Source organism: Pseudomonas fluorescens HK44 (assembly GCF_000217955.3).
In the GTDB taxonomy this organism is placed as follows: Bacteria; Pseudomonadota; Gammaproteobacteria; order Pseudomonadales; family Pseudomonadaceae; genus Aquipseudomonas; species Aquipseudomonas fluorescens_AQ.
Window position 1 is genome coordinate 42,646 of sequence record NZ_AFOY02000005.1, and the last position, 24,018, is coordinate 66,663.

Annotated in this window: 15 protein-coding genes, 1 tRNA gene and 1 pseudogene; 7 read left to right on the plus strand and 10 right to left on the minus strand. The window is 56.2% G+C overall.

Going from position 1 to position 24,018, the window contains the following annotated elements:
- Positions 1 to 36 precede the first annotated feature (36 nt).
- Both HK44_RS04945 and HK44_RS04950 read right to left on the minus strand, forming a co-directional pair.
- Positions 37 to 113 (minus strand) — tRNA-Met (locus HK44_RS04945).
- Positions 114 to 229: 116 nt separating this feature from the next.
- Positions 230 to 2,287 carry a methyl-accepting chemotaxis protein gene (locus HK44_RS04950; RefSeq protein ID WP_019693664.1) on the minus strand — a complete coding sequence of 686 codons (2,058 nt, stop codon included), beginning with the start codon at positions 2,285 to 2,287 and terminating at the stop codon, positions 230 to 232.
- Between the two features lie 332 nt (positions 2,288 to 2,619).
- On the opposite strand from HK44_RS04950, the gene HK44_RS04955 reads away from it, so the two are divergent.
- Positions 2,620 to 3,837 carry an MFS transporter gene (locus HK44_RS04955; RefSeq protein ID WP_019693663.1) on the plus strand — a complete coding sequence of 406 codons (1,218 nt, stop codon included), beginning with the start codon at positions 2,620 to 2,622 and terminating at the stop codon, positions 3,835 to 3,837.
- 633 nt (positions 3,838 to 4,470) lie between these two features.
- On the opposite strand, the gene HK44_RS04960 is transcribed toward HK44_RS04955, so the two are convergent.
- The 4 genes from HK44_RS04960 to HK44_RS04975 form a co-directional block, all read right to left on the minus strand.
- Positions 4,471 to 5,118: a response regulator gene (locus tag HK44_RS04960; protein WP_019693662.1), complete on the minus strand. Its 648-nt coding sequence runs from the start codon at positions 5,116 to 5,118 to the stop codon at positions 4,471 to 4,473.
- Between the two features lie 3 nt (positions 5,119 to 5,121).
- A complete protein-coding gene (locus HK44_RS04965; protein ID WP_019693661.1) occupies positions 5,122 to 8,367 on the minus strand; it encodes a hybrid sensor histidine kinase/response regulator in 3,246 nt (1,081 codons plus the stop codon).
- Positions 8,368 to 8,470: 103 nt separating this feature from the next.
- Positions 8,471 to 9,667, minus strand: a complete 1,197-nt coding sequence (locus tag HK44_RS04970) for an EAL domain-containing response regulator (RefSeq protein ID WP_019693660.1) — start codon at positions 9,665 to 9,667, stop codon at positions 8,471 to 8,473.
- Positions 9,664 to 12,480, minus strand: coding sequence for an ATP-binding protein (locus tag HK44_RS04975; RefSeq protein WP_019693659.1), 2,817 nt, complete (start codon positions 12,478 to 12,480; stop codon positions 9,664 to 9,666). Before HK44_RS04975 ends, HK44_RS04970 begins: the two co-directional genes overlap by 4 nt.
- Positions 12,481 to 12,859: 379 nt before the next feature.
- Here HK44_RS04975 and HK44_RS04980 point away from each other — a divergent pair, with 379 nt between their 5' ends.
- From HK44_RS04980 to HK44_RS05000, 5 genes are all read left to right on the plus strand, one after another.
- Complete coding sequence (locus HK44_RS04980) at positions 12,860 to 13,384, plus strand: fimbrial protein (protein WP_019693658.1); 525 nt, start codon at positions 12,860 to 12,862, stop codon at positions 13,382 to 13,384.
- A gap of 64 nt (positions 13,385 to 13,448) precedes the next feature.
- A complete protein-coding gene (locus HK44_RS04985; RefSeq protein WP_024264750.1) occupies positions 13,449 to 14,138 on the plus strand; it encodes a fimbrial biogenesis chaperone in 690 nt (229 codons plus the stop codon).
- A gap of 109 nt (positions 14,139 to 14,247) precedes the next feature.
- Complete coding sequence (locus HK44_RS04990) at positions 14,248 to 16,794, plus strand: fimbria/pilus outer membrane usher protein (RefSeq protein WP_024264751.1); 2,547 nt, start codon at positions 14,248 to 14,250, stop codon at positions 16,792 to 16,794.
- An 11-nt stretch (positions 16,795 to 16,805) separates the two neighbouring features.
- Positions 16,806 to 17,831, plus strand: coding sequence for a fimbrial protein (locus HK44_RS04995; RefSeq protein ID WP_158002031.1), 1,026 nt, complete (start codon positions 16,806 to 16,808; stop codon positions 17,829 to 17,831).
- A 136-nt stretch (positions 17,832 to 17,967) separates the two neighbouring features.
- Positions 17,968 to 18,210: an ATP-binding protein gene (locus HK44_RS05000; protein WP_141651675.1), complete on the plus strand. Its 243-nt coding sequence runs from the start codon at positions 17,968 to 17,970 to the stop codon at positions 18,208 to 18,210.
- A gap of 263 nt (positions 18,211 to 18,473) precedes the next feature.
- Here HK44_RS05000 and HK44_RS05005 read toward each other — a convergent pair whose 3' ends face one another.
- From HK44_RS05005 to HK44_RS05020, 4 genes are all read right to left on the minus strand, one after another.
- Complete coding sequence (locus HK44_RS05005) at positions 18,474 to 19,430, minus strand: fimbrial protein (protein WP_080690583.1); 957 nt, start codon at positions 19,428 to 19,430, stop codon at positions 18,474 to 18,476.
- A 60-nt stretch (positions 19,431 to 19,490) separates the two neighbouring features.
- Complete coding sequence (locus HK44_RS05010; protein ID WP_019693652.1) at positions 19,491 to 22,055, minus strand: fimbria/pilus outer membrane usher protein; 2,565 nt, start codon at positions 22,053 to 22,055, stop codon at positions 19,491 to 19,493.
- Between the two features lie 113 nt (positions 22,056 to 22,168).
- Entirely contained in the window at positions 22,169 to 22,912 is a 744-nt protein-coding gene (locus tag HK44_RS05015; RefSeq protein ID WP_019693651.1) for a fimbria/pilus periplasmic chaperone, read from the minus strand.
- Positions 22,913 to 22,961: 49 nt separating this feature from the next.
- Positions 22,962 to 23,483 carry a fimbrial protein gene (locus HK44_RS05020; protein WP_019693650.1) on the minus strand — a complete coding sequence of 174 codons (522 nt, stop codon included), beginning with the start codon at positions 23,481 to 23,483 and terminating at the stop codon, positions 22,962 to 22,964.
- Positions 23,484 to 23,608: 125 nt separating this feature from the next.
- Here HK44_RS05020 and HK44_RS05025 point away from each other — a divergent pair.
- Positions 23,609 to 23,755, plus strand: a pseudogene (locus HK44_RS05025) (IS5/IS1182 family transposase); the annotation flags it as partial.
- Between the last annotated feature and the right edge of the window lie 263 nt (positions 23,756 to 24,018).

The following is a 24,018-nucleotide window of genomic DNA, read 5'->3' on the forward strand; positions in this document are numbered from 1 at the left end:
TTTATAGACATCTAGAGACATCTGTAAATCGGTACTTGGTGGCTACACAGGGACTTGAACCCCGGACCCCAGCATTATGAATGCTATGCTCTAACCAACTGAGCTATGTAGCCAAGTGGCGCGCATTATTGGCTCGTAACGATGAAGTGTCAAGCATAAATCTAAAATATTTCTCTACGCTTTCAACCGCTTATCAACCCGCCCCATAAAAACGGATGAGTTTTCAGCTTCAACCCAGCTGAAATCGCCCGGTATTCTCGCTCAAAGCCTTGCTGCCCGAACTCAAGGTGTCCGCCGCGAGGTTTACCGCCCGTGCGCCTTCAAGCAGGCGCACGGCGGCCTGATCGACTTGCTGGATGTTGCCACTGACCTCATCGGCCGTGCTGGCTTGTTCATCAACCGCAGTCGCGATCTGCGCCAGGGTATCGGTGACGCTTTGCACTGCACTGGCGATTTCCCCCAGTCGTTCGCCGAGCCCGGTGACTGCTTGCGCGTCGGTTTGGGCTTGGCCGCAAGCGGCTTCCATCAGGCTCACGGCTTCGTTGACAGTGCTGCGCAAGCTGTCGACGGTGCCGGCGATTTGCGCGGTGGAGAATTGGGTGCGCTGCGACAGGCTGCGCACTTCATCGGCGACCACCGCAAAGCCCCGGCCTTGTTCGCCGGCACGGGCCGCTTCGATAGCGGCATTGAGTGCCAGCAGATTGGTCTGCTCGGCCACGCCGCGAATAGTGTCCACCACCAGTTGAATTTGCTGCCCTTGTTCGCTGACCCGGCCAAGGGCGGCGGCAGTGTCGTTCAGGCGCTGATTGAGCTGTTGAATGCTCGCCGTGGTGCGTTGGCTGTCACGGCTGCTCTGGGCGGCAATGCGCTGGGTCTGCTGAGCGCTGCCTGAGGCGTGTTCACAACTCTGGGCAACCCCCTGCGAGGTTGCGGCCAGTTGTGTGGCCGCAGCGGCGATCTGGCTGATCTGCAACTGTTGGGCTTCGACTTCGCCCAGTGCCTCGCTGGCGTGAGTATTGAGGGCTCGCACCGCGTTGCCCAGTTGCAGGGTTTCGTGATCGACCCCCAGCAGGCTGGTGCGCAGTTGCACCACCGCAACGTTGAGTGCGGTGCTGATCGCTGCCAGCTCGTCGCGACCGTGAACCGGCACTTGCAGGCTCAGGTTGCCATCGCGCAGGGCTTCGGCGAGCAATGTGATTCCGCTGGCGCTGCGGCGGATCGAGGCTTGCAGGCAGATGAACAAATACAACGCCGCCAGCAGCAGGCAACCGAGGACGCTCGCCACCAGGATGAACTGGCGAATGGCCGAGCCGTGGTAGTAGTCCAGACGCTGATCCAGTGACACCAGCGATTGCTGGCGCAGCGAGGCGAGGTCAGAGAGGAGGGCGTCGAGGTTGTGTTCGAAGTCTTCCGGTTTGAGCGTGATGCTGGCGCCGAACATGCCGTCATCCAGGCCTTTCAGTCCGGCGTCCAGATGCTTGAGGCTGTCGTGGTATTGCCCGGCCCAGGCCTGCAATGCACTGGGCAGCCGTGCTTCGAGCAGGCTGCCAGTCTTGATCAGTTGCTCGCGAGCGTCGCCAATGCGGCCGCGCAGGTCGCGCAGTTGCAAGCGGCTTTGCAGCGAGAACTGTCCAGACACCACCGATGCCTGGCCGATGCTGGCAAGACGTCCGACCCGTTCGATCAGGTCGGGCGCGTGCTGGGTCGAAATCTGCGTCAGCAAGTACGTTTCCAGCCACGGGGCCAGTGTCAGGCGGTTATCCATGGTGATCTGTTCGCGCAGCGCTTGCAGCGCGCTGAGGGCCGCAGTGAAGCGTTCATAGCCATCCGGCCACCAACCGACGCTGCTCAGGCTTTTTGAGTCCAGACCATTGAGCGCGGTTTGCAGGGTTTGATAGCGACTAAGGGTATCGGCCTCGGCTCCCTCGGTTATCAGTGCATGGCCCAGATCGTTGACGGCCTGATTCAGCGCAGGCTGCACTGCATCAAACGCGGCCATTGCGGCGACAGTGGCCGGTGTTGGCTGGCGATTGGTTTCGGTGGCGCGCCAGCGGGCGGCGCGGTCGCGTTGGGCGGCGAGCAGGTTGTCCAATGCATCAAGGGCTATCAGCTGGCGTACGCCGGCACGCTCGCCTGCAATCAGGCTGAGCTTGTCACGGTAATCCTGGCCAATCATCCACAGGCTGCCCGCCAGCGGCAGGATAAACAGCAGAAACAACAACTGAAACTTGCGGGCGAAACCGAAACGCCCAAGCAGTCCAATTCCCGGTGTCAGAAAAGCCTGCATGCCCGACTACTCCTCTGGGCACCACGCACCAATGGCGTGCGGTCGCGGCGTTGTGGCCGCAGCCTGTGCCCTCATAAAAGGCCTCGAAAGTTCACCCCGACGGGTCATGTGGGACCGGCGCTGTGGTGAAACTTCCCATTCTCGATCCCCTTTGTAAGGGGCCGCGTTGAAGCGGATAAGCAAGGCAAGATTCAGACCATGGCTTTGCGCTATCACTTATACGTCGACTATTTAAAAGTCGTTAGCAGGCTAAGTGGATGGCGTTGCTGCACTGAAAGATGGCACATTGGTGCACCTGCAAGTGCTCTCCCTTACGCTGTATGGAAACTCTCATGGCTACCAGTAACGCTCAAACGGCCGCATCGTCGGCACTCGCGACTTCGCAAAGCAGCCCGTTGGTCATGCGAATCATCGGCGCGGTGGCGCTGGCGCATTTGATCAACGACCTGATTCAATCGGTGCTGCCGTCGATTTACCCGATGCTCAAGGCCAATTACGGGCTGACCTTCACCCAGGTTGGCCTGATCACCCTGACCTTTCAGCTCACGGCGTCGCTGTTGCAGCCATGGGTCGGTTACTACACCGATCGTCATCCCAAGCCGTATCTGCTGCCGGCAGGAGCGATCTGCACGCTGGTCGGCATTTTGATGATGTCCCAGGTCGGCAGTTTTCCGTTGATTCTGTTGGCGGCGGGATTGATCGGAGTCGGCTCCTCGACCTTTCATCCGGAAGCTTCTCGCGTGGCACGGTTGGCCTCGGGCGGGCGTTTTGGGTTGGCGCAATCGACCTTCCAGGTCGGTGGCAACGCTGGCTCAGCATTTGGGCCGCTGCTGGCGGCGGCGATCATCATTCCGTTCGGTCAGGGCAATGTCGCCTGGTTCGGATTGTTCGCCGTGTTTGCGTTGGTGGTGCTGTATGGCATCAGCCGCTGGTACGCCAACCACTTGAGCCTGTTCAAGCTCAAGCAAGGCCAGGTGGCGACTCACGGGCTGTCGAAGGGCAGGGTAGTGAGCGCGTTGGTCGTGCTGGGGCTGTTGGTGTTTTCCAAGTATTTCTACATGGCCAGCTTCACCAGTTATTTCACCTTCTACCTGATCGAGAAGTTCGACTTGTCGGTAGCCAGCTCGCAACTGCACCTGTTCATGTTTCTCGGGGCCGTCGCGGCGGGGACCTTCTTTGGTGGGCCGATTGGCGACAAGGTTGGCCGTAAGGCAGTGATCTGGTTCTCGATCCTTGGTGTTGCACCGTTCACCTTGATCCTGCCTCACGTCGACCTGTTCTGGACCAGCATCCTGAGCGTGGTGATCGGCTTCATCCTGGCCTCGGCTTTTTCGGCCATCGTGGTCTACGCGCAAGAACTGGTGCCGGGTAATGTCGGCATGATCGCCGGGGTGTTCTTCGGTCTGATGTTCGGTTTTGGCGGGATTGGTGCGGCGCTGCTGGGGCATCTGGCGGACATTCACGGCATTGAATACGTGTACCAGCTGTGTTCGTTCTTGCCGCTGTTTGGGGTGCTGGCGATCTTCCTGCCGAGAACCAAAAAGATCTGACGCCGCGCAAATCCCCTGTGGGAGCGAGCTTGCTCGCGATGATGTCGGTACATCCGACGTTGATGTGACAGATAGTTTGCAATCGCGAGCAAGCTCCCACAGTTGTTTGGTGGTGTGGCGGATGATGTTTTCAGGTACAAAAAAGCCGCGTATGAACGCGGCTTTTTCTGTGGCGTGTGTTTTACACGTTAAACCAGAAGTCATGGGGTGTAGCATCATAAAACCAAGGTTTTAGTACGGTAAAGTTTGTGTCATACCCGGTTTAGCGCCCGGTTTTTTAAGCTGCACATGACTGTTCTTTCATGGTGGTTGCGTTGCTCTCTGCACGCTGAGGCATTTGACCAAACGTCCTAGTTCGTTTGCTAACAGGATCTTGCTTGGTTTGTTGCCCGAATTGAGCTTTTATCGGGCGTCGAAAAAACGGTCGAGAAGGTCGAATTGAGAGACGTTGACGCGACAACTACCTTGAAAAACGCCGTGCCTTTGCCTTGCTCCGAGTGCTGGATATTGTGACATCCATCAAACTCCAGGCAGACCGCTGTTTCCCAGATGGCACCTCGAGCGTTCTAATAAATCGGCAACGGCTTCTGTACCGCGCGGCCGACTTTATTAGTCGTTCATCGCCCACAAGCCCTATTGAAACTGTCCGGTCCTGATGCAGTACGTCAGCAGTGCGTGGTCGGTGCTGACTTCCAGTTTGCGCATTGCGGAAATTTTCTGTGCGCTCACTGTCTTGGTGCTTCGGCTCACTTGGCGGGCGATGTCACTGACGCTGTTGCCCGCCACAAACAGGCGCAGCACTTCCATCTCTCTGGGTGACAGGCTGGCGAAGCGCTCATCGACTTGCTGCGAGTTGGGCAATACCGAAGTGATTTCCTGTGCCGGGCTTTGGTAGTTGCGATGAGACGCCAGTGCATGGAGCGCGTTCTTGATTTCCTCGTGCAGGTGGTTTTTCTGAATGACCCCGACAACACCCAGTTCGTGCAGCCGTGACAGGATCAGGCTATTGGAAATCATGGTCAGGACAAGAATCTGTGTGCGCGAAAACCTTCGAGTGAGGTACTCGATCAGCTTGAGGCCGTCACCGTAGACCGAGTCGCCGGGCATATTGAAGTCGGTGATCACCACCTCTGGCGCATGCTCCTGAAGTTCGGCGACAAGCTGGCTAGAACTGGTGGCTTCGGCGACTACTTTAAAGCGGCCGTCGCGCTGGATGATCTCACGCACGCCGAGCAGCACGATGGGGTGGTCATCCGCGATCACTACGTTGATTTCTCGCATTATCTACCTGCCATTCGATGGCTGTTCGTCAGAGCTTGAATTGGCCTTCAAGGCGAGCAGCACGGCGTCCAGACGTTGTAATAACACCCGCACCTGAGCTGTTGAAGCAGCATCCAGCGAGCCATGCTGAAGCGTCTTTTCCCATGTGTTGCAAGCTGCGCTTAGGCTCGAGGCGCAAACCGAGGCCAGCGAACCGTTCATGCGATGCAAGTGCCGCACAACGCGGGGAGTATTGGCTTCGTCGAGAGCCTGCTCAGTGTTGGACATGTCTTCTTGCATGGTACTGATGAACAACTGGTGCATCGCCGGTGACAAGCTAATCCAGCCGTCCATGTCACCTCGTTGCTGTGATACAGGCGCGTCCCCCGTTTCATTGATGAAGTGCCCGCAATGGCTGAGCAGTGTCTGGCGCAAAACTTTCAGACTCAGCGGCTTGACCACCCAGGCGTTCATACCGGCCGCCAGGCATTGCTCACCCTCTTCCCGCAACGCGTTGGCGGTGACACCAATGATCGGCATTCTTGCATTGTGTTCTCTCAAGGCACGGGTCAGTTCGTAGCCATTCAGGCGAGGCATGTTGATATCGGTGATCACCAGATCGAAGGCATCCGGCGACCAGCGCTGCAGCGCCTCTTCACCATCCTCCGCGGTAACGACCCGTGCGCCAAGTGCCTCCAGTTGCTCCTGCAGAATGGCACGGTTTATGGGGTTGTCTTCTACCACGAGTACTCGCAAGCCAATACGGGGGGGGCTGTCCTGACTGTGCGGTTCCAGTGGTTGAGCGCCTTCCGGATGGGACAGGGCGCGGGCGATGGAGCGGATGTCATAGGGATTCACCGTCCAGCCTTGGCTCGTCTGCTGCGGCTGCCTCTGACCAAGGTCGCTGACGGTAATGCGCTGGCCATGCCAGATGGCGGTGCTTGTTGCATTAGGTGCCACATCTAGCAGCATCGAATGTGCATCGCCGCTATAGCCGTCTGGCAGGGGCGTGGCTCGAGCACCCCAACGGTTGAGCCAGTCGATCAAACTTTGCTCCAATTCCTTGAGCGGCGCACGGACATAAATGAGTAGCCCATCCAGGTCGATATCAGCGCAATCGGGTAACAGTCCAGCGACGATCGGCAGCCGTAGATGCAGAGAGAAACTGCTCCCCAGACCTGGTTCACTGACCACTCGCAAGTTGGCGCCCATCAGCTTGCTCAAGCGCGCGCAGATCGACAAGCCGAGTCCGGCACCGCCAGCTCGTTCGCTGCCGCTGATCTGGGAAAACGGCTTGAACAACCCGGCCAGCTGCTTATCGCTGATACCCATCCCAGTATCGGAAACCTGCCACTGCAACGACGCATGGGTCTGGTCCAGATCAGTGACCTTCAGACGCAATACCACGCGCCCGGAATCGGTGAACTTGATCGCATTGCTCAGCAGGTTATTGACGATCTGGCGAATGCGTCCCGGGTCGCCGCTCATCAGGGCTGGCAACGTCGCGTCGGCGCAAGCGAGCACCTGCAGACCCTTATTGGTGGCCGACGCGGCATAGCTGCGCACAGCGTCCTCGAACACGTCCAATGGGCTGAAGGTCGTTGTTTCCAAGGCCATTTGCCCGGATTCGATCTTTGATATGTCCAGCACATCGCTGATCAGCTGAAACAATACTGACGATGAGCGTTCAATGGTCTGCAGGTAATCGCGCTGGCGTGCGTTGAGGTCGGTTAGCCCCAGTAACTCCAGGTTGCCAAGAACACCGTACAGGGGCGTGCGAATTTCATGGCTCATGGTCGCCAGGAATAACGTTTTTGCAGCGCTGGCGTCGTCGGCAGCGCGCTTGGCTTGCTCCATGAGCAGGGCATCGTCCACGTGCCGGGTGATGTCGTTAAAACCGCAGAGCACTACGTCCTCACCTTGATATCGGGTCGACATGAAGCACGCCAGCAGGTAACGGCCAGCCACCTCGATTTGCACCTCTCGAGGCTCTTCGTCGCTATAGTCACGTTTGAGCAGGCTGATCAGTTCGGCGGTGCCCTGCCATTCCTGGGCGCGCTGGTTTTCCAGCAACACCTGACTGTTGTTGCGCTGCACCACGCACAGGCCAACCGGCGCGCTCTGCAACATTGCGCGGTTGAACGCCTCGCTTTCGGTCAGACGTCGATTGGCCCGTTGGGCGGGCTCAACGATACGCCCGCGATACCATCGATTGACCCGCCACCCCAACAGCAGGGCGAGCAGGAACACACCGGCGACCCCCAACAGTGGCCACTGGGCGTAGCGAAAGAAGTTCTCATAGCTGACGGCATATAGGCCGACCCATTGCTCAGGGCCGCTGGAGTTGACCTTGAAGCGCAAACCGTCACCGTCAAAACTTAGCCCCATAGGCACCGACGCCTGATCTTGCGACTCCCCCAGCAGGACGTCACCGGTCGGCGATATCAGCGTGACGCGATTATTGATCTGTCGAACCCGCAGCCGATCAAGGTCATTGATCTGTCCGGCATCCAGCAGTGCCGCGAAGGTCAGCAGCCCTTTATCCTGACGCGCAGGCATGATGGACGGTGTGATATCCACGCCGATAAACGCCACGATCGTCTTGGTGCCGTTGAGCAACCCGGCTGGCGCTCGCGTCCAGCGCACCCTACGGTCGTTGAGCAGGCTGCGCTGGGCGAGCAGTTCCTGATACAGGCTGTTGGTGACTTCGAAAAAATTACTCTTGAGCAACGCGGCTTGCGTGCGTGTGCCGTCGACGCCCGGGATTGCGATATTGAACTGATCAGACGGTGAGAACAGAAACGTCTGGGGCGCGGAGTAATGAGAACTTGACCAGAAGGTGCTGTAGTAATCGGTCAGTTGTACTCCCAACGAATAGGCACCTTGTAGCTGGGCTTCGCTGTATTTGATGCGTTCGCTCAAGGTGAACGGCTGGGACATGGCCAGGCCGCGGTTCTGGAAGACTCGCTCATCGCTCTTTTGCATGATCTCGACCCGAGACATCGGGCGGATGTCCGTCATCATGTTCTGGTTTGTGCGGTCATAGGCGCTGGCGACGTTGCGCAAAAAAGTCTCGTACTCGTGGACGCTCTCGATGAGGCGGGCGAAGTGGAAATCGACCTTGTCGCGTTCTTCTTCAAGTACACGATCGATCGCCCAGTAGCACATGCCGACCAGCAATAAGGTTAGACCTGCAAGGATCAGCAGCAGCTTGTTGAGTCGCTGTGAACTCAACGCTAGAGCGCCTAACTTGAGGCTTTCATGCTTCATCAATGACGCCTTAAGTTATCGAAGGACGCGGGGGGGGGGGGGGGGGGGGCTGGTCCGCCATCACTGCCATCCCTTGGCTCGCTGTGAATAGTACAGTAGCAGATCATTTTGGTGCTGGCGTCAGGCCATCCTCGCGCAGTAAATCGAAAAACTGTTCAGGCGGCACAGCTGCGCATATTAGAAATCCCTGAACTTGATCACATTGGATCTTGCGGAAAAATGCCAGTTCGGCAGGGGTTTCGACGCCCTCGGCGGTGACTGTCAGACCCAGCTTTCGGCAGAGCTCCACAATGCTCTGCAAGGCGGCCGCCAGGCCTTCACTTTCGACACAGCCGTGGACCAGCGATCGATCGATCTTCAGTTCGCTAAAAGGCGTTGATACCAGGTTGAAGTAAGAGCTGAAGCCCGTGCCAAAGTCATCTTGGGCAAGACCAAAACCCATCATGCGCAAACGGCAGGCCCCGGCGTAATAGTCGCTGAGCGCGTCGGGAGTGGAACTCTCCAGCAGTTCGAAACAGATCGAGCTTGGCTCGGCGCCCGTCGCTTTCACGCTTGCATGCAGCCTGTCCGCCAAGTCGTGTTTGCCCAGCAAATGGGTAGGCAGGTTCACCGATACCGGCACGTCGTAACCACGTCGGCGCCAAAGTGACTGGACGTTTAAGGTCTGCTCGAGCATTAACCACAGCAGGTTTTCCTCCAGCCCGAAGCGTTGCATAGCCGGCAAGAAATCCCCCGGCATGATCGTGCCGAGTTGCGGATGCTGCCAGCGTACCAGCGCTTCGGCACTGCACACCCGGCCGTCACGTAACGATTTCTTAGGCTGGAACCAGGCCTGCATCTGCCCGGTATGCATGGCGTGCAGTAAACGTTGGCGATCATGCTTCAATGGACTTGTTGCAGTTGCGACTCGCCTTTTGCACAGCGAATCGATGTTGTCCCGCAGCCGCAAGACCGCCGCTGGGTTAACGGGTTTGGAAATCAGACCCAGCACCTCCAGGCCGAGGTTTTTCGCCACCAGGCCGGCACTTATCAGCATTCGCCGGGAGGCAACACTCATCAGGGCCAACGCGGGGCGATCATTAAGTTTGGCGATATTCTGGATCAACTGCACGCCGTCCATGCCGGGCATGAACAAGTCGCTGACGATCAGATCGTAGGAGGTTGTACGCAGGCGCCGCAGCGCCGTTGCACCATCCCAAACGGAATCGACATTGAAACTACTCAGATCGCTGAACAGGTTGCGCAAGTACTCATGTTGAAAAGGATGGTCTTCAACAATCAGTACCCGATAGGGCTTCAATTGCCGCTCCTTTGGTAGGGTTCCAGGCAGTTGTAAAGGGTGCGCAGGGCAAAGGGTTTGATCAGGCATTGGTTCATCCCCGCTTCAAGACAGCGCTCGCCCTCTTCACGCATCGCATTAGCGGTGGCACCGATGATCGGCAAGGAGCAATCGAGATGGCGCAACTGGATGGCCAGCTCATAACCGTTCATACGAGGCATATTCACATCGGTGAGGATTAGGTCGAATGACGAATTTCGCCACAGCTCCAATGCTGTTTCACCGTCATTCGCCAGTTCGACGGTGCAACCGAGTTCCCCCAACTGGTCGCGCAGAATCAACTGATTGATGACGTTGTCTTCTGCGACGAGTATATGAATACCAAGGTTGAATACCGGGCGGCTTTTCACTGGTTGTGCCATGCACTGCATTGATTGCCCCTGAGCAGCGCTGACTGCCCGATGCAGCTCTCGCAAACAGTTGAAACTGACTGGCCCGATTTCGTCTCGCAGGTCGCTGCCATGGATATCGCCGGCGGCCATTACCCGCGCACCGGTCCACTGCGGGGTGAGTGGCGCCTCGAGCCGGCCGGGATGCAGTTCAAGTAGAACGGCACCGGCCAGACTCTCCGTGGCTTTGGGCGCTCCGACCTGAGTGCGGGCGCCCCAGCGACGCAGCCAGCCACAGATGCTCTCAGCCAGCTCGCGTATCGGCGAAACCACGTAGACGATTTCAGGCAACAGTTCATCCGCGAACACCTGCGCGCCCTGAGCAGGCAACTGCTCAAGGGGCAGGCGTAGCGTGAAACTGCTGCCCAGCCCCGGTTCGCTGACCACTCGCATGGTGCCGTTCATTAAATGCATCAAACGCTTGCAGATGGAGAGGCCCAAGCCTGTTCCGGCCACCACATTGGTATTGCCCCCAGCCTGATAAAAGGGCTCAAACAAGTGTTTCTGATCGTCATTGGAGATGCCTTTGCCAGTGTCCGACACCTGCCAGTGCAGCATGGCCCGCTCGTCATCGCGACTTTCGAGCCTGACCCGCAGGATGATGCGACCGCTGTCAGTGAATTTCAGGGCATTGTTCAACAGGTTATTGAGGATCTGCCGAATGCGGGTGACGTCGCCGTTCAGCCAATCCGGAAGCTGTGGATCAATGCACGCGAACAGTTGCAGACCTTTGCTTTGAGCTGCCCCCGCGTACCCCTGAATGACGTCTTCGATCAGGGCCAATGTAGAAAACCGGCTGCTCTCCAGCTCCAGCTGACCCGCTTCAATACGCGAAACGTCCAACACGTCACAGATGAGTTGCAGAAGATTGGCGGATGAGCCTTCGATGGCTCTCAAGTAACTTTTTTGTTGCTCACTCAATTCAGTGCGAGCGAGCAGTTCCAGAGTGCCCAGAACACCATAGAGCGGCGTGCGGATTTCGTGGCTCATGGTCGCCAGAAACAAGGTCTTGGCTTCGTTGGCGGTATCGGCCATGCGCCGTGCCTGGTCCAGTGCCATTTCCACCTGCTTGCGCGCGCTGATGTCGCTGAATGCGCAGATCAGTACGTCTTCACGCTTGTAACGGGTAGGCGCAAAGCTTAGGTACAAGTGGCGGCCATTGGCGATTTGCAACTCATCGTTGCTGTTTTGCTCCAGTTCGTCAAAGCCGCAGCGGATCCAGTCGCGGCACAGTTGCTGGCGCTCCTCACTGTCGCCTAACCATTGCTGGTACAACGGATTTTCCAGAACGACCTCGCCGTCCTGTCGACGCACTACACAGAGCGCCACCGGTGCGATTTGTATCACCGCGCGGCTGAATGCCTCGCTTTCCACCAGTGCTTCTATCCGATGACCGGCGGGGATGATCAGCCTTTGATCTATACGGCGAACCAGCCAGCTCATCAACCAGGTCATCGCCCCACACAGCAACAAGCTGATCAGCAGCGGCATAATCAGCACCGGCAATAGTGAGAATACGTCGATGGCGTAGACAATCTGCCAATCCGAATACCCCAACTGTTTGCGAATAGCCAGATGGTCGGGTAGCCAGTCACGGCCGACGAAGCCAAAAGACTGCGGCGCTGGCAGCTGCTTAAGGCCTACGCTTGGCGGCCGGCTTTCGGCGCTATCAAAAATCAACTGGCCTTCAGAATCGAGCAACATGAACTGACCGGCGTTTTCGTTTTGCAGGGCACTCAACAGGTCGGGTGACTCGACCTCCAGTCCCAGCCAGCCGGACTGGGTACTGCGTTCGTCCAGGCGGGTGAAGATGTACAGGGGCGAACCCTGCCGCTGCTGATCAGTGAGCCACAGGTCATCGCTGCGAACATCGTAATCAATGTGCGCCGCGCGCAGTCGGGCAAGCAATTGAGGGAGAATTTCGGGAACCGGCTCACGCGCAGTGAATAGGCGAACCACTTTGCTGTGATCAGCTTCGCCGACATACAACAAGTTGACCTTACTATGCCGCAAATAATCGATCATCCGCCTGGTCAGCCACAGGCTCCAGTTCTGCTCACCGGTGCCCAGGCTGATATGGACCTCCTCACCCGACACCGCGCTGACACTGGTCACCGGTTCTGTGACATTGCGTACCGTCGCCAGGCCGAGTGTTTTCAGCAGCGTCTGACGGCTGATGAAGAAACTCTGAGCGTCGGATATCGCCGCGTTCATGTAGCTGCGGCGTAGGGAAATCTCTTCGTTCAAGGTCGAGCTCAAGTAGCTGTAGGCACCCGCGTAAAAAACCATGACCAGTGCGAAGGCGAACAGATGCAGCAACTTTCGCGCCGCCTTGGGCGTGGAAAACGAAGGATCAAGAGGGTGGATGAATTGGCGTAGTTTCATCTGTACAAAGTACGGCGACTAACCCAGAGGTGGAATAAGGCAAATCTGAAAGCTTGCTTGTGGCCGAAGTTCTGAAAAGCTGTCGGTTTAAATAGAGGCCACTTTGTATTGGGCAAACAAGGTGTTTGTCATACCCCCCCCCCCCGAGCCTGTGCCTGCTCATCGTTCGCACTGTAACGCCTTTAATAGGCTGAACTAAATAAAGGCTTAGTCTCTCATTCCACTGAATCACGGAAAACCACCCTCATCGATTCAATTAAGAATCGTCTGATGGTTCGCAGGGCCGACCTAGGCGAGTATTGCTTCGCGCAGTTATCCCCTCCCCCCCTCTAATGAACCCACTACGCTGACCATTGATTGGCCAGTTCCGGAGTTACAGATGAAAAGTAATATTATCTCCCTCGGTGTGCTGTCGTGCCTGTTCGCAGCAGGCGCAGCCAACGCGGCTGACGGTACTATCAGCTTTACCGGCTCTGTTGTTGCTGCGGCGTGTACAGTTAGCACGCAGACCGCAGCGCAGACCGTCAACTTGGGCACTATCAACTCAAGCGGTTTTACCAGTGCCGGCACCGTTGCGGGCGCCACCAGGTTCGATATCACGCTGGCGTCGTGCCCTAGCACCATTACTAAAACCAGCGTTAAGTTCGATGGTACCCCAGACGCCACTGACAGCCGCCTGTTGGCGCTGACCTCCGGGCAGACGGCCACCGGTTTGGGCATTGCTATTTATGAGTCCAACGGTACCACGCTGATCCCAATGCAAACTGCGTCGGCCTCGAAAGACCTGGAGGCAGATGCCACATCCACCACGATGACGTTCATTGCAAAGTACATGTCAACCGCTGCAAATGTTGGGGCAGGTACCGCGTCGGCATCAACCAGCTTCACCATTGCGTACAACTAACCGCTGGCCGCGAGGCTTTGCTTCGCGGCCGTTTTCTTGTTACTGACTTCACCGAAGACGATAAATGAAAACTTGGCAAGCATTGATCTTCACGGCAAGTACTTTGTGGATGACACTTCAGACCGCACAGGCAGGTGTTGTCATTGGTGCGACCCGAGTCGTTTACGATGGCGCGCAACGCGAATCCAGCTTGACCGTAAATAACCCGGATAAAACAACGCCCTACCTTATCCAGTCGTGGATTCAAAATAGCTCAGAAACGGACACTTCAAAAGCTCCCTTTCTTATTACTCCGCCGCTCTTTCGCTTGGACGCCAGCCAGGAAAATGTCCTGAGAATTGTGCGCACCGGTGCAAGCCTGCCCGAAAATCAAGAATCGGTTTTCTGGCTCAATGTCATCGCCATTCCTGCGAGTGAAAAATCAGATAAAAATCTGCTGCAAATCACGGTAAAGACCCAGATCAAACTGTTTTACCGTCCCGCAGGGTTGTCTGGCCGACTGGCAACTGAGTCCTATAAAGCATTGGAGTTCAAACGAGTCGGCAATCAACTTCAGGCGCACAATCCGACGCCCTTCTATGTTTCGTTCTATACACTTAAATATGGAGAGCAGGCGATAGACGATGCCAAAATGATCGCCCCCAATAGCACCCAGCGATGGACGTTGCCTGATGTAATTAGTGCGGGATCAGTGAGTTGGCAAGCAATCACAGACTACGGTGGTATCAGCCCGGTTGCACGTTCATCGCTTTAATGCCTGCCTCCCTCCCTCGCAACGAATCTATGAAGGCTTTTAACTTCTGCGCGGTCAGTTGTTAAGCAGGCTTCATGCTGCTTAAAACTTATTGATGAGAGTTAAAGTCGTGGGTAACGTTATCTTGGCTTCTAAATTCCCCAAGTTAAGTGTCACACAAAAAGCGGCAATCACATTCATCGCTGTGGTTTCAACAAATGTCTTTAGTGCCGATTACTTCAACCCTAACGCACTCGAGAAGAATGTATCGACTCAAGGCATGGTTGATTTGGATCAGTTCTCGAGCCAGGGTGCGCAGGTGCCAGGCGAATATCGCGTTGACGTCTACCTGAACGGCAGTAAGGTTGAAACTCGCGAGGTTAGTTTCGTTGCGCTTAATGGCCAGCTACAACCCGAGATCACCCGTGAACAATTGAAGAATCTAGGTGTAAAGGTTGAGGCGTTCTCGACACTGCAGAGCATTACGGCTGAAGGCGTGGTTGAAAACATCGGTAACCATATTCCGTCTGCAAGCTACACGCTGAACTTTTCCCAACAGCGCCTCGATATCAGCATTCCTCAAGCAGCGCTGAAAAGCGAGGCCCGGGAGTACGTCGACCCAGCCTCTTGGGATCAAGGGCTGCCCGCGCTGCTGTTCAACTACACCTACACCGGATCCAATACCCGTTATGACAACAGCTCGGGCACGGGCAGAAACGCCTATTTGAGCTTGCAAAGTGGAACCAATCTGGGCGCCTGGCGGTTGCGTAATTATTCGACCTACAGCGATGATGGCAGGGGCAATAAGCATTGGGGGGCCATCAGCACGTATGCCCAAAGGGACATTCAACCGCTGAAGGGTCAACTGACTCTGGGCGAAAGTTTCACACCCAGCGATATATTCGACAGTGTGCAATTTCAGGGCGCACAACTTTCCTCAGACGACAACATGTTGCCTGATAGCCTGAAGGGGTTCGCCCCTGTCGTCAGGGGTATCGCCCAAACCAACGCACAAGTCACCGTGCGGCAGAATGGCTACATCATTTATCAGACTTATGTGGCGCCGGGTGCATTCGCCATTACTGACCTCTACCCCACGTCATCGAGTGGCGATCTGGAGGTGATCATCAAGGAAGCCAACGGTACTGAACGGCGCTCCGTCCAGCCGTTTTCCTCGGTACCCACCATGGTCAGGGAAGGCCAGCTGAAGTACGCCGTGACCGCAGCGAAATTCCGAAGCCAGAGTGAGGGGGCCAGAACGCCTAACTTTTTGCAATCGACCTTGATCTACGGCCTGCCCTACGACACAACCCTCTACGGCGGCCTGCTGACCGCCGACAAGTATGACGCGCTGGCGGTGGGCGTGGGCCACAGCTTCGGCAATATAGGCTCGCTGTCATTTGATGTCACACAGGCCAACGCCGAGTTATCGGATCGTACGCGTCACCAGGGGCAGTCATTCAGGACGCAGTACGCCAAGGATATTGAACAAACCGGCACCTCGTTCACCCTCGCAGGCTACCGGTATGCGAGCAGTGGGTTTTACGATTTCAGAGAAGCCAACGAGATCGGTGCGGACAACGACAATTCGTGGCGCAGCGTTTACAACAAACGCAGTAAAACGCAACTCAACGTCAACCAGTCGCTCAAGGGCTACGGCAGCGTTTACGTGTCGGGCTACCAGCAAACTTACTGGGGCAGGCAAGGCTACGAAAGAAACATCAGCACAGGTTACAACTTCAGCCACTCTGGGATTAACTACAACTTCAGCTACACCTACTCAACCTTGCCGTCTGGTACGGGCAGTGAAAGCGATCAACAACTGGCGTTCAGTGTCCAGGTTCCGCTCGACAGATTCATGCCTAGAAGTTGGGCGAGCTACAGCGTCAGCTCCAGCAAGAACGGCGACACTGTGCAGCAGGTGGGTTTGAATGGTACAGCCCTGGCTGATAACAACCTGAGCTACAGCGCTCAGCAGAGTCGCGGAACACATAACGGTAGTAGCGGCAACCTCAGTTCGACCTACAGAGGTGCTTACGGTGAAGCCTCGGCCAGTTACAACTATGGCGAAAGCACGCAACAGGTTACTTACGGCGTCCAGGGTGGCGTCGTGGTTCATCCCTACGGCGTAACGCTGTCACAGCCATTGGGGGACACCGTCGCGTTGATCCGTGCGCCGGGCGCCGAGGGCATAAAGATACAGAGTAATCCAGGTATTCAAACGGATTCACGGGGCTATGCGGTCGTCCCTTATGTCAGTGCCTATCGCAAGAACCGGATTTCATTGGACACCCAGTCGATGAATGACGATGTTGACATTGCCGGCAACACGCAAACCGTCATACCCACTCAAGGCGCAGTGGTACTGGCCAACTTTGTCACTCGCGTGGGTAGCCGCGTGATGATGACCGTGTCCTATAAGGGCCAGCCTGTGCCTTTTGGCGCAGCCGTAGAGATACTGCAAACCGGCGACAACACGGCGCCCAATTCCGGCATCGTTGGTAGCGATGGCGAAGTTTATCTAAGTGGTGTTTCGGGCAAGGGGCGACTCGCTGTCAAGTGGGGAAGTGGCATCGAGCAGCGATGCGAAGCAGATTTCGTATTGCCACCTGCTGCTCCCCTCTCAAAAGAACTAAAGCAGTCTTCGGTATTGAATGCACAGGCCGTATGTCAATGATGAGGTCGAACATGAAATTGAACGTATTACGACATGCACCATGGGGCGTTCTGGCCTTCACTATATTTTGTTCCCCACCGTTGATGGCCGCCTGCTCAGTCAACAGAAATGCTGGCGTGGAGATCGCTACCATAGTGGTTCCCCGTGATGCGGCGATCGGCAGTCTGGTCGGCGAGGGTACGTCAGCCACGATTCAACCCTATACCTGCACAGGCACCAATGGGTCTCAACAGTTTGGTATTAAATCGCTTGGGACAAAATCAGGCCTGACCAGTGCAGAAGGCGCGATCATTTATCGGCTGGGCCCACAGTCCACGGGTATTGGCTATACCATTCAGGGCATTGGGGCAGGGGTGTGCCCTGGCACTGCGGTCTATGACGACGGAGTTGAGCCCTTAATTGCCGGCGGAGCGATCAACAAGCTACTTTGTGACTCCGGGGCTTCCAGCTTCGCTACACCCATCACAGGAAATATTAAGTTTCGGCTTTACAAGATTGCCAATAGCATTCCTGGAGGGACAATACCAACGCAACCCCTCGCCGTCTTTATTCTGCGCACAGATAATAAATGGACGCCTACCGAGTCACAGGTGCTCATCAGTTCTGTCGCAGTATCGGTAGCAGCGTGCTCGGTAACAAACACGAATATTGCAGTACCCATGGGGAGCGTCAAAACTACCGACTTTTCAACTGAGGGGAGCACCGCAGGCACGACCGCCTTTACCGTGCCACTCAGCTGTGATGCGAATACCAGGGTGGGCATCACTTTGAATGCGGGTGGAGCAGGCGCTTCGGACAGCACGCGCGGAATTTTGAATTTGGACAGTTCCGAATCGGTCGGCGTGGCAACTGGTGTCAAGCTGCAGATGCTTTACAAGGATACGCCGGTCGCACTCAATACCATGATCCAAACAGGCACAGTGACCACAACGGGTGCATACAATATTCCATTCAAGGCTCGTTATTACCGCAGCACAGGTTCGATTAGCGCTGGACAAGCCAATGCTAGTGCGACCTTGACCATAACTTATCAATGAGCTTCCGATAGTCACTCTTCATTAGCATTGTCAAAGACGCAGCCTTCAGTAGTGATGCCAATACGCGCGCCATATTGGCGGCCTAAGAAATCCCTCGATGCTATCGGACAGAAGAACGGCAGAAGTGCCCGCCTGATTGGGATTTCGATCATTTTGTCGTAGCGGAGGGGGGATTTCGGACATTAGCGCCAAGCAACTGCAACTGGATGTAGGCTTCGCCCCCCGCCTGCCCAGCCGGTTGCTGGGTGACCCGGCGCGCCTGCGGCAAATCCTCGCCAACCTGCTGAATAACGCTGTGAAGTTCACCGAGGTCGGGCGCATCAGCCTGCACCTGAGCATGGTCGAGCACAGCCGCGACCAGGTGACGGTGAACGATTAAGAATCTTATGATCCCGTTCCGCTTCTTGAACCCGCGGGCTTGAATGGGCTGGGCCTTGTTCTGAGCACTGTCGACTGCCAGCCACGCCAGAGGCTAGCGCTGTTCTTGGCACCACTGCACGGTTTCGGGGCGGGACGGAATTTACTACCCGGTAAAATGTTCGTCGCTACGATCCGTATTCCTCCCCCTACGAAAGTAGCGCGTTCGTTACCCTGCAGGAGGGACATTCCTATGGACCCTCCAGTCGACCCGTAGGCAGCTAGTTATTGATAGGTAATAGTGAATTGCATGGCGGCATTAGCGGGGCCACTGCTGACTTGTTGGGCGGTCTTGTAATAAGCCGCGCGCAGGGGAATTGTCAAGTTGCCGCTAGGCGGGGTGTCTAGGAAGCGAAGCCTTTCACCCAGTCTCACCGATGCGTTGTTTTCATCGGTAATCTGTATGCCGACGCCGCTTGCGCCGCCTCCGCTAACGGTGAGAATGCCTTGACTGGCATTGAACGCCGGGGTTATCGGGTCCAGCTGATAACTGATACCACTCAAGCCGCTGGGACAGTTATCGAGCCTGATATTAAAAGGTGTCTGTCCAACGGTACTTCCTACCGCCCCGAATTCCGAAATGCGGTGTTTGCCAAGGTTTACGTGGACGGTCGGCGTTTGACAACTGGCCTCGATCACCGTGATCGAGTTGGACAACTTCATAACCAGAAGGTCGACGTTGTTGGTGCCAGCCCGCATGGTGCCAATGGTCCCTGCTGGCAAGCTGCCGGATGAAACATTCCCTATTTTGAAGATCTGCAGGCCAGAAAATGTGCCGGTAAAGTTCTGACCGGCGCTCATGACCGGTATGCCGCCTGGATAGGCCAGGCCTGGGTAGCCGCTATATGTCCAACGCCAGCCTAGGCCCGTATTACCGATCGGACTGGGTCCTGATGCATAGGTCGGGCCCACTGCGCTTACATAGCCCCATGGCGAACCCGAATTACACCGATAATAAGCTTGACCTGTGACCTGTGCCTCCGCGGATGTAAATAGCAAGGTGCCATTTGGCGTATTCTTCGGTACGGTGAGAACGGCCGGCACATTGACGATGAGCGTGAAGGGAGGGGCAACCATAGCGCACGTTGTGGCCCAACTATCGTTGGCGCCAAGCAACAACATTGCACCCGCCGCGCACCATGAAACAACCGTCGCAGGCTTCATTAAATAAAATTTCATCATCTAACACTTCTCATCTGTAATTGAGTCAGTCAAGCGGCCGGTTTGAAGTCTTTATAAGACTCAACGCATCACACAGGGGCGGGTCAATAATACATAGCCGCTCTGGCCTGGTTCGTACTCGGAGGGGACTGCGAATTGCACCGTGCAGCTTTCGTGCTTTTTGTTTCCCCAGCGGACTTGTAGTTCGCCTTGAGGTTCGTTGACGCGAAGAAACAATCTTCCACCTTGACCAACCATGGTCAGGTAGTTCCCCTCCAAGTCCTGTACTTGGGCGCCCAAAGGAATGCTCTGCTTATCGTCACGCACCGCCTGCATCAGGATCGGAATTCCTGAAATAGTTGGATACTTCACTAGGCTTATCGCGCCAAACCGAGGCGAAATTGACGCCGATGTTGTTTGCAGCTCTACCGCGTCGGAGATGCCTTTTGGGTCAATGCCGATTTCGTTCTGCCGGTACGGCATCAACCCAGAGACCAAGGCGTACCCACTGCCATTGATAGCGGTGCTAGAGGTATTACCTACTCGGGCGCCCGTTGCGCCCTCGGCACTCACGAGCGCCATGGTCTCCCCCTGGTCGGGGCTGAAAGTGATGCCGCCCGCGTGAACGACGAAACTGCCACTGGCCCCAACGTTGGCTCGCTTATAACCTTCGCCGCTGTTAATCCCAGCAGTCATTGTGGTTTGCGCCGCGCGGTACTGTGCGGATGAGCCAACGCTGTGGGTAGCGCGTCCGTCGCTTTGGTCAGCTGAGCCATAGACGCTGTAGTTCAGCTGGTTGTACTCACCGACGCTACCCCCCAAGGTGACCTGAGTATTGCTGTTGCCGCCATCGGTGTAACTGATGTTGGTGCTGAGGTAATTACTGCGTGTACGACCGAAGGGAATACTGACGCCGACTTGGTATTGCGTTTGGAAACGTCCGTTGTAATCACGGGTCCGGCTGGCGCCGACACTTAGTGAGCCCCAGTTGTAGCCATTGCTGTAGCCAGCCTGGTAGGTCACGTTGCTGCGCTGCCCGCTGTTCCAGTAGTTCTGCGCAGAGCCGGTGACATAAACGTTGCCGCGGCGCTCCCCTAGCGGTTGGTTGATGTTCAGCTGGAAGCGGCTGCGCTGGCGAAAGAGCCTGCTGCTGTCACTGCTCCGCAGTTGCGCGTAGTCGCTGAAGTTGAGGTAGCCCTCACTGGAAAAGCGATAGGCCGCCACGGTGAAGTTGGTCTGTGTGGTATCCAGGAGCTTGCTGTAGGTCAGCCGGTAGCTGCGGCCATTCATGGTAGAACCGGTGACCTCTTGAGTAGGGTCCAGATCCGTAGTCCGCGACTGCGTGACGTCCAGAGCCAGGGCGCCGAAGGGCGTGCTCCAGGCCGCCCCGACCTGCGCTGCCAGGTAGCGTTCAGCGATGATGCCGCCGGTATAGCCGCTCCACTTATCCGACAGGCCCCGTTGATAGGTGCCCTGGAAAAAGCCGGGGCGATTGGTCAGGAAATCGTCGCGGTACTGGCCCGCCGTCACATTGAAACGCGTAGTGCCGGGGCGCAGCAATTGTGCGACAGAAGCGAAGGGCACTAAGAACGAACGGGTGCGGCCGTCCGCTTCGGTGATCGTGACCGAAAGGTCGCCTGAGTAGCCGGTGCTATAGAGATCGTCGATGACGAAAGGGCCCGGCGCCACGGTTGTTTCGTAAAGGATGCTGTCACCCTGTCGTACCGTAACCTTGGCGTTGGTATCAGCCACACCGCGTACTGGGGGGGCGAAGCCACGCATGGAGTCGGGCAGCATACGGTCGTCGCTGGCGAGCTGAAAACCTGTGAAAGGCACGCTGTCGAACAGATCGCCAGGTGTGTAGTACTCCCCCAGCGTAAGCTGCGATTTCAGCCCAGTGATGTCGCGCTGGACATAGCTGCTGATGGAATTGTACTCGCTGGTAGATGGAGCGCTTTCTGAACGAGTGGAACTATAAGAGCCGTTGTGGCGCAGGCGCCAGTCGCCCAGATTGACGCCGCCATTTAAGCCAAGATATGACTGGGTACTGGATAGCCCTCGGGTGTCATTTTGGTAGAGATTTGTGTTGTAGCTGGCAAAGCCGGCGTTAATACCACTGTCCCAGTTCTTGGGGTCGACATAACCACGAGAGACACGCTTTAGGTAAGCCTGCGGAATGCTTAAATCAGCGCGCAATTCAGTCATGTTTACGTCAAGTAAAATATCTGCTGCCAGGCGAGAAGCCTCAACGCAATCACTTTTGGCAAGCAGCGGCGCCAGGAGAGTCTGGTCGGGCAGCGCTTCAAGGTTCAAGCCCCAGCGAATCAGGTCATCGCGTGAAAAGCAGAACTTAGCGGTGTGTTGGGCACCTGATACTTGGACTGTGAGCAGTTCGCGGCCTTGCCAATCTCCGTTAAGGAAAAGATCTACACGATAGGCCCCGGCCGCTATCGGGTTTTCGATGGCGAATTGGGATACATCCAATGCCCGGCCTTGACTATCAGTGATGAAGGCCGGGTTGAAGTCAACTGCTTGAGCTACTTCTTCGGCGATGGTCGTGCTGGGCAGTAGCAATGCTGCCAGCAAAACAGGCGCGTAGTTATGCTGCGCCGAACCACAGTTATGCGGGCGAGTGAAGTCAAACATAGGTAAGCGTCCTGGACAGACCTGCTTCATGACAGCAAGCTGCGAAGACCCACGCTCCAAGGTTGGAATCATCATGGAGACAATGTGGGTATGTCGTGGAAGAGTGCAGGCCGTTAATTAGCTAAGCGTGTATCCGCGATCACGGCTGCGCCGTAGTCGTTTATCCATTCATAACGTACGCTCGCGGCTTTTGCCGGGGTACTGTCCAAACCGTCGAGAATAAAGTCTTCGGAGGCGCCGGGACCAATCATCCCGCCTTTGCTGCTATAACTTTTACCCGCTAATGTAAGCGTAGTTTTGTTGTACGAAACATTGAATGACGTGGGGTTGTGCCCGCGCAGAGCAATACCTTGATCTGTGCGTACCCAAGTCCAGGTCACCGCCGCTGGGGCATCTTCGGGGAAACCACGCAAGTTCACCGGCCGATAGAAAACTTTTATTCTCGAACGATAGGCTAGTTGAACGAAGTTACTCTCGGCCGCTTTAGGCAGCGGAGGAACATCCAGCACATTGAGCCAAAATACCGACTCAACGTCCTGAGGTAACGCGTCATGGGTGTACGTCATACGAAGCGTCTGAGCGCCGCCTGCTGCGATTCGCACGATGGGCGGCGTTAATAAAAATGGCGCATCTGCAGTGTCCGGCAACGATTTTGGGTTGCCGCAGTCGACCCATACTTGTACCAGCGCAGGTTCTTTCCCGGCATTATCGAGTTTGATGGTGACCTCACGTTCTTTGGCGGGGTAGACCACGCGAGTCCCTGAGATCACCACGTTGGCATTGGACGGCAACATTACGAAGGCAAGCATAATGCTGCAGATCGCCGTCATTGCGCGTCTGATAGAGAGTGCTTTCATCTTTCCCCGCTCGATGATTCCCCCGGAAGCGTGCTCCGGGGGATGACGATCAGTTGTAGTCCATGGAGAACTGGACGTTCGACGTGATCTGACCCGCAGTGGCAGCCTCTGTGGCAGCGATGTACTGCGCGTAGAACTGCAGGTTCGCAGCCTTGTCAGTAATGGCGGTCGACAATGACCCTTCGTTAGTCTGCAGGTTGATCGGCGCGTAACTGGCGTTGAGAAGCTGGACCTGTACGTTGGAGCCGCCAGTAGTTTGGTTGCGCAGGTTGCCGGTGGCAGCGTCTATGGAAGGACCCGGCTCGAAATGCACTTGCGCTGTAGTGCCAGTGCACTCGGTGAGCGCCAAGGTGAAAGCTGTGCGACCTGCAGTTTGCCCTACGGTAGCCAGCGACGCGGTGGAAACTCGTGGCAAGGTTACGGTTTTAGCTGTGGTACCACTGGTGTTACCTTCAACTGTACAGGTCTGACTAGTCACCTCTCCCGTTATGTTGATGGTGCCGTCCGCCGCAAGGGCATTGAAAGAGGAGGCCATGGTTGCTACGGTAATCGCTATTAAGGCTTTTTTCATTTGAAGCATCCATATGATTGGTCAATCAAAGGTACTGCCCTGGCCCGGAGCTAGGGTCTAGTAACTCTGGCGTGAACAATGTTAGGAATTCGGCTAACGAACCAGAATAAGACGATTCTTAAATACTTTACGCGATCACTCCCATGCGCCAATTCGGCCACCTCACACTGAGCGCGCCGATCCCCGAAGACACCATGATCATGAACTTCCGGCATCTGCTGGAAAAGCACCAGTTGGCGCCAGCGATCCTTGCAGTCATCAACGGCTACTTGCAGGTGAGTTTCCATGGTTTTCCGAGTCGGCGCGCTATCAGTTGGGCGGTTAGCCGATAGTAATAGCGTGTTACTTCAGCCCTACTACTTATGCGGTGGTTCAAGAACCATACAAGATGCTTTTGCTGCCACGTTCGCGGGCTATCTCGTTGCCAGCTATCAGCAATGGCTGTCTGAATTATTTTCGCTTGCCGAAGATGCCGATGGCGAGTGGTGTCGTTTTCAGAAGGCGACTGCACCAATTGCCTGAGCGTAACGCTAGG

Coding starts and splice junctions, on each gene's coding strand:
- HK44_RS04950 (WP_019693664.1), bottom strand. CDS start 2,287: ATGCAGGCTTTTCTGACACCGGGAATTGGACTGCTTGGGCGTTTCGGT.
- HK44_RS04960 (WP_019693662.1), bottom strand. CDS start 5,118: ATGCGAGAAATCAACGTAGTGATCGCGGATGACCACCCCATCGTGCTG.
- HK44_RS05005 (WP_080690583.1), bottom strand. CDS start 19,430: ATGATGAAATTTTATTTAATGAAGCCTGCGACGGTTGTTTCATGGTGC.
- HK44_RS05015 (WP_019693651.1), bottom strand. CDS start 22,912: ATGAAAGCACTCTCTATCAGACGCGCAATGACGGCGATCTGCAGCATT.
- HK44_RS04975 (WP_019693659.1), bottom strand. CDS start 12,480: ATGAAACTACGCCAATTCATCCACCCTCTTGATCCTTCGTTTTCCACG.
- HK44_RS05020 (WP_019693650.1), bottom strand. CDS start 23,483: ATGAAAAAAGCCTTAATAGCGATTACCGTAGCAACCATGGCCTCCTCT.
- HK44_RS04985 (WP_024264750.1), top strand. CDS start 13,449: ATGAAAACTTGGCAAGCATTGATCTTCACGGCAAGTACTTTGTGGATG.
- HK44_RS04980 (WP_019693658.1), top strand. CDS start 12,860: ATGAAAAGTAATATTATCTCCCTCGGTGTGCTGTCGTGCCTGTTCGCA.
- HK44_RS05010 (WP_019693652.1), bottom strand. CDS start 22,055: ATGTTTGACTTCACTCGCCCGCATAACTGTGGTTCGGCGCAGCATAAC.
- HK44_RS04955 (WP_019693663.1), top strand. CDS start 2,620: ATGGCTACCAGTAACGCTCAAACGGCCGCATCGTCGGCACTCGCGACT.
- HK44_RS04965 (WP_019693661.1), bottom strand. CDS start 8,367: ATGAAGCATGAAAGCCTCAAGTTAGGCGCTCTAGCGTTGAGTTCACAG.
- HK44_RS04995 (WP_158002031.1), top strand. CDS start 16,806: ATGAAATTGAACGTATTACGACATGCACCATGGGGCGTTCTGGCCTTC.